Genomic DNA, 13362 nt, shown 5'->3' on the forward strand with positions numbered 1-13362 from the left:
GGTATGCGTTGACGCGCCGAGAAGACGTGCTCGCGGCACTGCGCAACCCGAACGTGTTCTCGTCCAAGAAAGCGTTCGAGGTGGTGGGCAGCCCGCTGCCGCTGGTGCCGGCGGCTTTCGATCCTCCGGAGCACACCCGGTTCCGAAAGATCCTGCAGCCGTTCTTCAGTCCGCACGCGCTCGCCGCGATCCTGCCATCGATCCAAGCCCAAGCGATCGACATCATCGACTCGATTGCCCAACGCAATGAATGCGAAGTGATGGCCGACCTCGCGACTCCCTACCCGTCGCAGGTGTTCCTGACGTTGTTCGGCTTGCCGCTGCAGGATCGCGAGCGGCTGATCGGTTGGAAGGACGCCATCATCGAGCTGAGCATCCCCAACGCAGCGGCGAAACCCCAGATCTGACACCGGCGCTCGAGCTGTTCGCCTATTTGACCGAGGCCGTCGCCGAGCATCGGCGCCATCCCGGTGACGATGTCCTTTCCCAGGTGCTTGCGGGCGACGACGCGCTCACCGACGACGAAGCCCTCGGAATGGCGTTCTTCTTCGTTCTCGCGGGTCTGGACACCGTGACGTCAGCGATCGGGGCCGCGATGCTCTAATTGGCTCGGCGCCCGGACTTGTGTTCTCGACTTCGGGAAAAGCCTGACGAGGTCGGCGTTTTCGTCGAGGAGATCGTCCGACTGGAGTCGTCGGCTCCGGTCGTGCCGCGAGTGACCACTGAGGAAGTGACCGTTGCCGGTATCACGTTGCCGGCGGGCTCACGGGTGCGGCTGTGTCTCGGCGCGATCAATCGGGACGGGAGCGATGCGATATCGGGTGACGACCTGGTGCTGGACGGCAAGGTGCACAAGCACTGGGGCTTCGGCGGCGGTCCGCACCGTTGCGTCGGTTCGCATCTGGCTCGGATGGAAATGAACGTGGTCGTCACCGAATGGCTAGGCCGCATAACTCATTTCGAGCTCGCACACGGATACCGGCCAGAGATCACGTGGCCATCGCCAACCTGCACATTGCCCAGGCTGCCGCTGCGGATCAAGAGGGCGACGGGGCACCTTCGGGATCGACGTTGAGCACGCGGATCTCGCCGGTGGTGCCGTCGACCTCGATGAGGGCGCCCGACGGCAACCGCCGCGTCGCGTCCTGCACGTCCACCACACAGGGGAAGCCGAACTCGCGGGCCACCAACGCCGCGTGTGACATCGGGCCACCCAGTTCGGTCACCACCGCCGCGGCGTAGCAGAAGGCGGCGGTATACCCGACGTCGGTGACCTCGGCGACGAGTATCTCGTTGGGTTGCAAGTCGTCGATGGTCTCGGGCCGCACGATTCGGACCCGACCGCGCACCTTGCCCCCGCATACGCCGACTCCGCGCAAGCTATCCCCGCTGACCAACGCCGACGGCGAGGTCAGCGACGGCTGCCAGCTGCCGCTGAACACGGTGGGCGGTATGACGCCGACCAGCCTGCGCTGCTCGGCCCGTCGCCGCGCTACCAGTTCAGTCACGTCCGGCGGTGACGCGTCGACCTCGTCGACCGAGAGGTAGAACACGTCTTCGGCACTGGAAAAGACACCGGCCTCGGTCAACCGGCGACCGTACTCCCGCAACAAGCCACGCAAGACCCAGTTCGCGCGCACCACTTTGTCCCGACGGGCTTCGCGGTCCCGCAATTGCCGCACCGCCAGAGCCGCAACCAGCTTGGCACGCAACGGGATCGACGCATGCGACGGCTGGGGCGCGGGCGGCCCGTCCATCGCCTTGGCCACCATGCGGATGAGCAGCTCGGGGTCGTCGGCATAGCTGGTGGACAGCATCTCGAGCTCCGCAGGGCCACGGTGCCCGATCAGATCCAGTTCGGTGAGCAGTGCCGCATGGAACTCCGGCGTCTTTTCAGCCAAGACTTCCAGCCGCTTGCCGGGGTGGGTCAGCAGGTCAACCACGTTGGGATCGCGCCGCGCGGCAGTCACCAACCGTTGCATTGCCTCCACCGGTCGCGCACTGACGAATTCGGGGCCGGCCGACGGCGCGATGCCATCCCGGCTCAAGCCGCGCAGCAGAACGTTGAAGGCCGCACACAAAAAGAACGATCCCGATGCCAGCAGCCAGCCGTGTACGACCTGGTCGCGTGCCAACGTGATCAGGCTGCGCAATCGGCGATCGTCGATTTGGTCGAGGTCGCGGACGGCGAGACGCTCCAAACGATCGACATCGGTAACGAAGGCGTGGGTGTCTCGGGGCGAACCGACGCTCAGGCCCACCAGGTTCACCCCGAACACACCGATGTTGCGGACGATGCGCAATTGCCTTGGGGCGCGGCGCGATTTCTCTTGTAGTGGTTCCTCCCCGAAAATCGGCAGCGACGCCATGCTGGGCCCGAAGTACCCGCTGTTGCTGACCACCGTCTCCGGCTTCACGAACGGCACGGCTTCAGCCATGTAATGGGCCGACGTGATGCCGCCGTACAACCGATGGGCGAACACCGCGACCGTGCGCATGGCAATTTCGCGCTGAATGATCCCGCCGGGCCGCAGCCGTTCAGCGACGGCCACACCGCCGGCACGCACCCCCCGCACGGTCACCGACGCCGATGACGGCGAAAAAGGTCCCGGCAACGCCTCGGACAAATTGGTCGCCAGATACACCGGAAAACGGGGATCGATGGGTGTGTCGAATTCGCCGTTAAGCCCTTGCGGGCCGGCCAGTCTGGGCACCACACCGTCTTCAGACGGTGAATCCAGCGCGGGCAGATTCTGGATGCTGGCCAGCCGCCAGGGCAGCGAGATCACCCGCTCACCCACCGCGACGCGACCGCGCACCGCCAGCTCGAAGTCCTCGATGCATTCGCTTGCGTTCCAGGCGGGTTCGAAGCCCCACTGATCGCGAAGCCGCGAGGTATCCATCAGCGGGGCGCTGCGGATGAAATCCAGTTCATCGAGCGAGGCACGACGCCTTAGCAGCGCGCCGATCAGGCCGCGCCGGTGAGGGCGGTCGAATGCCGCGGCGATTGCAGAGATGGTCGTCGTGCCCGAAGCGGCGAGGTTGACAGGGCCCGGCCCGGATTCGGTATTCAGGATGGCGAGCGCCAAGAACCGAAGCGCATCATCGAGGTGGACAACCTGCAGCGCGCGGTCGTCGGCGCCACCGGGAAAAGCCGGCATGGCGAACACCCGGCGCACCCAATTGTCCACACTACGGCCGACAACGAGCGCGGAGCGGACCGCGACCGATGGGACCTCCGAGGCGGCGAGCATCTGCTCTGCGCGGGCCTTATGCCGACCGTCGACGGATATCGGCGTCGCGGCGTCGTTCTCCGTCCGCGCCGCGGATCCCCCACCGTAGACGTGTGCCGACGACGGGAAGACGATCCGCCCGACACCGTTTTCCTCGCAGGCCGCGACCACGTTGGCGGTGCCCTCGATATTGACCTGCGAGCTGATCCGGTCCTCGGGACCGGGGCTAGTCACCCATGCGCAATGCGCGACGACATCGGCGTCGGCGACGAACCGCTTGACCGCTGCCGCGTCGCGGACATCCGCCGTGACGAAGCCAGCCGCACTCGGCCAGCTGTCGGGTCGGTGACGCGCCATCCCGACGACGTCGTGGCCTCCGATGAGCAGCCGGGCGGCGAGGCCGCGCCCGAGCACACCGCTGGCCCCGGTGACCGCAATTCTCACTTGTCGCTTACCTACTCGTCCTCGTCGTCCATCGCGGCCGCGCTGAGCAGGGCGTCAAGATCCATGTCCGCGATGTCCTTCTCAGTGGTCACCGCGGGGGTAGCGGAGCCGCTGCTGTCGGCCTCGTTCGCCAGCGCGAGCAGCAGATCCAGCACGCCTGCCTGACGAAGCCGCTTGACCGGGATGGCCCCCACGACACGCTGGATCTCGGCTTCGCCGGGCGCGGCCGCCGGGGCCTGTTGCTCAGCGCTGCCGACGAGTTCGCCGTACATGTAACCGGCCAGCGCGGCGGAGTTCGGATAGTCGAAGATCAACGTGGGCGAAAGCGGCAGGCCGGTAGCGGATTTCAGCCGATTGCGCATCTCGACGGCGGTCAGCGAATCAAAGCCCAGCTCCTGGAACGCCCGGTCCGGATCGATGGCATCGGGGCTGGAGCTGCCGAGCACGGTGGCGATGTTGGAACGGACCAGATCCAGCAGCACCGCCTGTTGCTCATCCTCGGGCAACCCTTCAAGGCGTTGCAGCAGAGCAGATTTCGATTTCGCCGCGGCCAGCGAATCGTCAACCTGACGCCGGGTAGGCGCGTTGATCAAGTCGACGAACATCGGCGGCAGCGTGCCGTTGTCGAACTTGACCCGCAGCGCGGCGAGGTCGATGTGGGCGGGCAACAGGAACGGCTCGTCGACAATCAACGCGGTGTCCATCAATTCCAGCGCTTCATCGGAGGACATCGCGACAATTCCGTCGCGGCCGAACCGCGCACGGTCGGCCGAGCCCAGCGCTCCGGTCATGGCACTGGCCTGATCCCACAGACCCCAGGCCAACGACATGGCCGGCAGCCCCTCGGTGCGCCGGTGCACGGCCAACCCGTCCAGGAAGGAGTTGGCCGCCGCGTAGTTGGCCTGACCCGACGCTCCCGCGAGTCCGGCCATCGACGAAAACATCACGAACGCGCAGACATCCAGGTCGCGGGTGAGTTCGTGCAGGTTCCACGCCGCATCGACCTTGGCCCGCAGCACCGCATCGACCCGGTCCGGGGTGAGCGACGAGATCACCGCATCGTCGAGCACACCGGCCGCGTGAATCACTCCCGACAGCGGCCGCTGCACCGGGATGTCCGCGATCACCTTCGCCAACGCCTCGCGGTCGGCGGCGTCGCACGCCGTCACTTGCACCTGGGCGCCGGCCGCGCGCAGCTCGGTGACCAACTCGGCGGCTCCCGGCGCATCCAGACCCCGCCGACTCACCAACACCAAATGCCGTGCGCCGTGCTTGGTCACCACGTGCCGGGCCAACGCCGAACCGGCCATTCCGGTGGCACCCGTGATCAACACAGTGCCCGCCGCCCACGCATCCGGCATGGTCATCACGACCTTGCCCACATGGCGGGCCTGACTCAGGTATCGCAAGGCCGCGGGCGCGCGTCGTACATCGAATCTGGTCACCGGCAGCGGCCGGAGCACGTCGTCGCCGAACAACCCGGCCAGCTCGTCGAGCATCTCCTGAATACGGTCGGGTCCCGATTCGAAGAGGTCGAAGGCGCGGTACCGCACCCCGGGATGTTCTCCGGCGACCACGCCGGCATCGCGAATGTCGGTCTTACCCATTTCCAGGAAGACCCCACCCGGAGTAACTAGCCGCAGGGACGCGTCGACGAACTCACCTGACAGCGAATCCAGCACCACATCCATGCCGCGGCCACCGGTGACCGCCCGGAACTTGTCCTCGAACTCCAAACTACGCGAGTCGGAGATATGGTCGTCATCAAAGCCCATGTCCCGCAACGTGTCCCACTTGCCGCGGCTCGCGGTCCCGAACACTTCCAAACCAAGGTAGCGGGCCAACTGCACCGCGGCCATCCCCCCTCCGCCGGCGGCGGCGTGCACGAGTACCCGCTGCCCCGGCTTGACGCGTGCCAGGTCGACGAGCGCGTAGTAGGCGGTGGCGAAAACCACCGTGGTGGTCGCGGCCGCGGTGTGCGACCAGGTGGCCGGGATCTTGACCAGCAGTCGCTGGTCGGTGATGGCGATGGTCCCTGTTCCGTCCGGGAACAGCCCGACGACACGGTCACCGATCGCGAAACGGCTTTCTTCCGCATTGGTTCCGATCACGACGCCGGAGGCCTCAATACCCATGACAGCGTCCGGGTCCGGATACAGGCCCAGCGCGATCATCACGTCGCGGAAATTGGCGGCGATCGCCGACAGGGCTACCCGAACCTGGCCGGGCCCCAGGGGCGCGTCGGCATCCGGGATGCGTTCCAGCCGCATGTTCTCGAACGTGCCGTAACTGCTCATGCCCATGCGCCACGGGCCATCGCTCGGCGGCACCAGTAGACCGCCGACGGCACGACTGCCGTGCACCCGGGCGGTGTAAACCGTTGCCCCGCGCAGCAATACCTGCGGCTCTCGGACCGCGAGAGCCGCGGCCACACTCTCTTCGTCCAGCGCACCATCGGTGTCGACGAGCACGATCCGGCCGGGGTGTTCGGTTTGTGCCGACCGCACGAGTCCCCACACCGCCGCGCCGGCCAGATCGGTGACAGTCTCGCCGGGCAATGCCATCGCGCCGCGGGTGGCCACCACCAAAGTCCCTGCCCCATCGCGGGCCAGCCAGGACTGCAGCACCGGCAGTACCGCACGGGTGGCCGCGTAAACGTCGGTCACGACGTCGTCGACCACCGGCATCGATTCAAAGATCAGCGCCTCGGCGTCAGCGGATTCCGTTGCATCCCAATCACATACGGAGACCGGTTGTAACGACGTCGATCGCTGCGCCGACCAAACCACCTCGAAGAGCCGGTCCGGCCCCGAGCTCGAGACGGCGGCCAGGAGCTGCTGATCGGTCACCGGCCGGGCCACCATCGACGCCACGGAGAGCACCGGCAGGCCCAATCCGTCGGCGAGTTCGATCGACACGCCCGACTCCCCCACCGGCACGATGCGTGCCCGCACCGCCGCTGCCCCCGCGGCGTGCAACGAGACCTGCTGCCAGGAGAACGGCACGAGCATCGAGCCTTCGGCGAGTTCGGCACTGTCGGAAGCCAAGATCACCGCGTGCAGTGCCGCGTCAAGCATCACCGGGTGAACACCGAATCCGGCCGCCGACACCCCGGCATCGGCGGGCATCGTCACTTCGGCGAAGACTTCATCACCGCGGCGCCACATCGAGGTCAATCCGCGGAACGCGGGCCCGTATCCATAGCCGCGCTCGGCCAGCCGGTCGTAGCCGTCGCCCACGTCCACCGGGGTCGCACCGACCGGCGGCCATGCCGACAGATCCGCGCTGGGCTGTAGAGCCCCGGCGCGCAGTACACCCTCGGCGTGCAGCGACCAACCGGAACCGGCCTCGGCACGCGAGAAGATCGACACGGAGCGGACACCCGATTCGTCAGGGCCGCCCACCACTACCTGCACCGCGACCGATCCGGAGGTCGGCAACACCAGCGGCGCAGCCAGATTCAGTTCGTCGACGATGCCGCAACCGACCTCGTCGCCGGCCCGGATGGCCAGATCGACGAAGCCGGCGCCCGGGAACAGCACCACACCGCCAACGGCGTGATCGGCCAGCCAGCCCTGCGCCGCAGGCGACAACCGGCCCGTCAACACCACCCCGCCCGAGGTCGGCAGTTCCACCACCGCGCCGAGCAACGCGTGTTCGCCGGCCGCCAACCCCAGACCCGCGGCGTCCACCGCGGCGCCGTCGCTCGACAGCCAAAACCTGCGCCGGTCAAAGGCATAGGTGGGCAGCTCCACGAAGTTGGCCTTGCCGATCGCGCCGCGCCAGTCCACGTCCATTCCCTCGACGAATCCTTGCGCGACGGCGGTCATCAGGGTTGCGGGCTCGGGGCGATCCTTGCGCAGCGCCGACATCGTCAGCACCGGCGCGTCGGGAAGCACTTCTTCGATCGATGCGGTGAGGCCACTGCTGGGCCCGACTTCGAAGAAGCGGGTCCCCCCGGCCGCGTGTGCGCTGCGCACACTGTCGGCGAACCGTACTGCTTCGCGGACGTGCCGCTTCCAGTACGCCGTCGACCCGAAGTCTTCGCCGGCCAGCTGGCCGGTCAGGTTGGACACGATTGCAATGCTGGGCTTGCCCAGGGCGAGTCCGGCTGCGACGGTGCCGAATTCGTCGAGCATCGAATCCATCAGCGGCGAGTGGAACGCGTGGGACACCGCCAGCTTGTGCACTCGGCGGCCGTCGCTGCGGAGGCGTTCCGCGATGGCGGCCACCGCGTCCTCGGGGCCCGAGATCACGAGAGAGGCCGGCCCGTTGATCGCAGCGATGCCGACGTCGTCGTTCAGCAGCGGCCGGACTTCGTCCTCGGTCGCCTGCACCGCGAACATCGCTCCACCCGCCGGCAGGGCCTGCATGAAACGGCCGCGGGCGGCCACCAGCACGGCGGCGTGGTCCAGTGAGAGGACACCGGCGACGTGTGCGGCCGATAACTCGCCGATCGAATGCCCCATCACGAAGTCGGGCGGTACACCCCACGACTCGAGCAGCCGGAACAGTGCGACTTCCATCGCGAACAGTGCGGGCTGCGCGAATTCGGTGGTGTTCAAGAGGTTTTCGTCATGCCCCCACATGACTTCGCGCAGTGGCCGGAGCAGATGCTGATCCAGTTGCGCCACGACGGCGTCGAAGGACTCCGCGAATACCGGGTATGCGGCGTGCAATCCCCTTCCCATACCCAATATTTGGGAACCTTGCCCGGGGAAGACGAAGACGGTCTTACCGCCGGGCGTTGCCGTGCCGGATACGACCGATACGACCTCCCCGGTGGCCACTTCGTCGAGCCCGCTCAACAACTGATCGCGGTCAGCGCCGATGACGACCGCTCGATGCTCGAAGTTTGACCGGCCCCCCAACGTCCACGCCGTATCGACGACGTCAATCTCGCCGTGGGAACGCAGGTGGGCGGCCAGCCGCGAGGCATGAGACCCCAACGCCGAGACGGACTTTGCCGATATCACCCACGGAAGCACCGGCGCCTTGGGACGGTCCTCGACCCGGTCGCCTCCGGGCGGTGCGGCCTCGATGATCACGTGCGCGTTGGTGCCGCTGATACCGAACGATGACACACCGGCTCGGCGCGCGTGATCCCCCGGCCAGGGCCGCGCCTCGGTCAGCAGCGACACCGATCCCGCCGACCAGTCCACATGTGGGCTCGGCTCGTCGACGTGCAGCGTCACCGGCAGCAGCTGGTGGCGCAGCGCCAGCACCATCTTGATCACCCCGGCCACCCCGGCGGCGGCCTGCGTGTGACCCATATTCGACTTGATCGACCCCAGCCACAGCGGCGCGGTGCGGCCCTGCCCGTAGGTGGCCAACAACGCTTGGGCCTCAATGGGATCGCCCAACGTGGTGCCCGTGCCGTGGCCTTCAACCACATCGACGTCGGCGGCGGACAAACCGGCGTTCGCCAGTGCGGCGCGCACCACGCGCTGCTGGGACGGGCCGTTGGGCGCGGTCAACCCGTTGGAGGCGCCATCCTGGTTGATCGCCGAGCCGCGCACCACCGCGAGCACCGGGTGGCCAAGCCGCCGGGCATCCGATAACCGCTCCACGACGAGCATGCCGCCGCCCTCGGAGAATCCCGTGCCGTCGGCGGCGCCCGCGTACGCCTTGCATCGGCCATCCACCGACAACCCGCGCATCCTGCTGAACTCCACGAAGATGTCGGGTGTGGCGTTGACCGTGACGCCGCCGGCCAGTGCCAGGTCGCACTCACCCGAACGCAGCGATTGGGCCGCCATGTGTAAGGCGACCAACGACGACGAGCACGCCGTGTCGACCGACACTGCCGGACCCTCCAGGCCCAGCGCATACGACACCCGTCCCGAGGCCACACTGGACGACTGCCCGGTCAGCCGGAAACCCTCCGCGGTCGGCGCGGCGCCGATGCCGTAGCCCTGGGTGTACACCCCGGCGAACATGCCGGTGGCGCTGCCGCGCAAGGCGCCGGGCTCAATCCCGGCCCGCTCCAATGCTTCCCACGACAATTCAAGGAACATCCGCTGCTGCGGATCCATCGCCAGCGCTTCGGTTGGCGTGATGCCGAAGAAAGCGGGGTCGAAGTCCGCGACACCGTCGACGAAGCCGCCGCTGCGCGTGTAGCAAGTGCCGGGAACGTCGGGGTCCGGGTTGTAGACGCGCGCCACGTCCCAGCCGCGATCGCTCGGGAAGTCCGAAAGCACGTCGCGCCCGTCGGTCAGCATGTCCCAGAGATCGTCGGGTGAATCAACCCCGCCCGGGTAGCGGCAGGACATACCGACGATGACGATCGGGTCATCGTCGGTGGCGCGAACCGCCACGGTCTGAGTGACCTCTTGCGGCACTCCGGCGAGTTCGCTGCGGATGTAGCCGGCCAACCCGTTCGGTGTCGGATAGTCGAAGATGAGGGTCGGCGAAAGGGCCAGTCCGGTCGCGGTTTTCAGTCGGTTCCGCATCTCGACCGCGGTCAGCGAGTCAAAGCCCAGGTCCTGGAACGCCTTGTCCGGATCGATCGCCTCGACCGTGGCGTTGCCCAGCACGGTCGCGATGTGGGAGCGGACCAGGTCCAGCAGCACGGCGTGCTGTTCGGGTTCGGACAGGCCCTGCAGCCGATGCGCCAGAGCTGATTTCGATTTCGCGGCGGCCATCGAGTCGTCGACCTGGCGTCGGGCCGGCGCGCTGACGAGGTCGGTGAACAGCGGTGGCACCGCGGTCGCATGGGCACGCAGCGCGGCCAGATCGATTCGGGCGGGCACGATGAAGGGTTCGTCGACGATCAATGCGGTGTCGAACAATTCCATCGCCTCGTCCGACGACAAGGCCAAGATCCCGTCCCGGCTGAGCCGGGCGCGGCCGGCGTCGTCCAGTCCGCCGGTCATGGCGCTCGCCTGATCCCACAGTCCCCAGGCGAGTGAGATCGCCGGCAGACCGTGAGCACGCCGATGCGCGGCCAATCCGTCCAGGAATGAGTTGGCCGCCGCGTAGTTCCCCTGCCCCGACGACCCCACCAGGCCGGCCATCGACGAGAACATCACGAACGCCGACACGTCGAGGTCGCGGGTGAGCTCGTGCAGATTCCACGCCGCATTCACCTTGGCCCGCAACACCGCATCCACCCGCTCCGGGGTCAGCGAGGTGATGACCGCATCGTCGAGCACACCGGCGGCGTGAATCACGCCGGACAACGGACGCGGCATAGCCGCGATGACCCCGGCAAGTGCGTCTCGGTCGGCCGCATCGCACGCGACCACACGCACCTGAGCTCCGGCTGCCTCCAACTCGGCGATCAGAGCCGCGGAACCCGGCGCACCGGGACCGCTGCGGCTGAGCAGCACCAAGTCCTGGACACCGTGCTGTGTCACCACATGGCGAGCCAGCGTCGAACCCGCCATCCCGGTCCCACCGGTGATCAGCACGGTGCCGGATGTCCACGCATCCGGCAGCTTCATCACGACCTTGCCGACGTGACGGGCCTGGCTCAAATACCGCAGTGCTGCACGGGCTCGCCGCACATCGAATGTCGTCACAGGCAGTGGGCGCAACACACCGGTTTCGAACAGTTCGGCGAGCTCGAGCATCCACTGATGCATCCGGGGACGGCCCGGCTCGAACAGGTCGAAGGCGCGATAGCGCAGACCTGGGTACTCCTGGGCGATGACGCCGGGGTCGCGGATGTCGGTCTTACCCATCTCCAAGAACACGCCACCAGGGGCGACCAGCCGCAGGGACGCGTCCACGAAGTCCCCCGCGAGCGAGTCGAGCACAACATCGAAACCACGCCCGCCGGTGACGGCGCGGAACTTGTCCTCGAATTCGAGGCTGCGTGAATCCGAGATGTGGTCGTCGTCAAAGCCCATGGCCCGCAACGTGTCCCATTTGCCACGGCTGGCGGTCCCGAACACCTCGAGACCCAGATGCCGGCCCAGCTGGACCGCCGCCATCCCGACACCGCCGGCGGCCGCGTGCACCAGCACCCGCTGCCCGGGCTTGACGTCGGCCAGGTGCACGAACGCCATGTAGGCGGTGGTGAACACCGCCGAGATCGCCGCGGCTTCGGCGTAGGACCAGTCGTCGGGCTTGCGCACCAGCAGGCGAACGTCTCCGGGCACCAGAGTGCCGCTGCCGTCGGGGAAGAACCCGTACACCGAATCGCCGACCGCGAATTCGGTGACTCCCGGGCCGACTTCGACCACGACGCCGGCGCCTTCGCCGCCGAGCAGCGCGTCGTGGGTGAACATGCCCAGGGTGATCATGATGTCGCGGAAGTTGGCGGCGATAGCGCGCAGCGCCACCCGAACCTGGCCGGGCTGCAGCGGATCGCCGGCGTTGGGAACCGGTTCCAGACAAAGGTTTTCGAAGGTGCCCGCGCTGCTGATCCCCAGCCGCCACGGACCGTCCGCAGGCGGCACCAGCAATCCGTCGACCGCACGGTTGCCGCGTACCCGCGGCGTGTAGACCTGGCCGCCACGCACCAGCACCTGAGGTTCGCCCGTTGCCAGGGCGCTGGCGATAGCCCGATCACTTGAGGCCACATCGGAATCCACCAGCACAATGCGGCCCGGATGCTCGGTCTGCGCCGACCGCACCAGTCCCCAGACCGCCGTGCCGGCCAGATCGCGAACGTCCTCCCCCGCCAGTCCCGCGGCGCCCCGGGTGGCCACCACCAGAATTCCGGAGTCGTGCTCGGTCAGCCAGGACTGCACGGCGGCGAGCGCCTCATTGGTACGCCGATAGGTCGACGTCACCGGATCCTGTTCATCGGCAACGGATTCGAACAGCCGATGCTCGGGAGCAGGAGCCGCGGTCGACGCCGTCGCCGGCGACCACACCACCTCGAACAGCCGGTCCGGGCCCGCGCCCGACACCGCTGCCCGAAGCTGCCGCTCGCTCACCGGGCGGGCCACCATCGCGCCCACCGACAGCACCGGCAAACCCAGGCCGTCGGCGATCTCGATGGAGACTGCCGAAGGACCGGTCGGCGCAAGGCGCACGCGCACCGCCGAGGCGCCGGCCGCGTGCAACGACACGCCCTGCCAGGAGAAGGGCAACATTACTTCGGCCACCGTCGAATTGGCGATAACCAGGGCGTGCATCGCCGCATCGAGCAGCGCCGGGTGCACCCCGAAACCCTGGACACCTCCGGCGGCCTCGGGCAGTCGCACCTCGGCGAAAATCTCGTCGCCGCGAATCCACGCCGCGGTCAGTCCCTGAAACGCCGGGCCGTAGCCGTACCCCTGCGACGCCAGCCGCTGGTAACCGTCGGCGACGTCCACCGCGACCGCACCCGCCGGAGGCCACACCGCCAGGTCGGCACTGGGCTCGACCGAGCCCGGCCGCACGGTCCCTTCGGCGTGGCACACCCACCCCGAGCCGGCGTCGGCACGGGAGAAGATCGAGACGCTGCGCTCGCCCGACTCGTCGGCGGGACCGATTACAACATGCACGGACACCGAGCCGAGCCCGCAGTCGCCGGCCGGCAACACCAGCGGCGCTTGTTGCAATGACTCGTCGACCACCGAGCAGCCGACCTCGTCGCCGGCGCGAATCGCCAACTCCACGAAGCCCGTTCCCGGAAACACCACCGTGCCCGACACCGCGTGATCGGACAGCCACCCCTGCAGACCCGGCGCCAGACGACCCGTCAACACCACCCCGCCCGAGGCCGGCAGTTCCACCACCGCGCCGAGCA

2 protein-coding genes and 1 pseudogene are annotated in these 13362 nt (G+C 67.8%); 1 reads left to right on the forward strand and 2 read right to left on the reverse strand.

Translation table 11 applies throughout. From position 1 onward, the window contains the following. A pseudogene (locus tag JOZ00_RS18415) lies at positions 1-1075 on the forward strand (cytochrome P450); the annotation flags it as partial. Here the strand turns inward: JOZ00_RS18415 and JOZ00_RS18420 are convergent. Next, positions 1038-3677 carry an NAD-dependent epimerase/dehydratase family protein gene (locus JOZ00_RS18420; RefSeq protein ID WP_293346146.1) on the reverse strand — a complete coding sequence of 880 codons (2640 nt, stop codon included), beginning with the start codon at positions 3675-3677 and terminating at the stop codon, positions 1038-1040. The pseudogene JOZ00_RS18415 and the gene JOZ00_RS18420 sit on opposite strands and share 38 nt — an antisense overlap. An 11-nt stretch (positions 3678-3688) precedes the next feature. Further along, positions 3689-13362: type I polyketide synthase (locus JOZ00_RS18425; RefSeq protein WP_293346148.1), on the reverse strand; the 9674-nt coding region annotated here is incomplete at its 5' end.

The sequence above is a fragment of the Mycobacterium sp. genome (assembly GCF_019243155.1).
Lineage (GTDB): Bacteria > Actinomycetota > Actinomycetes > Mycobacteriales > Mycobacteriaceae > Mycobacterium.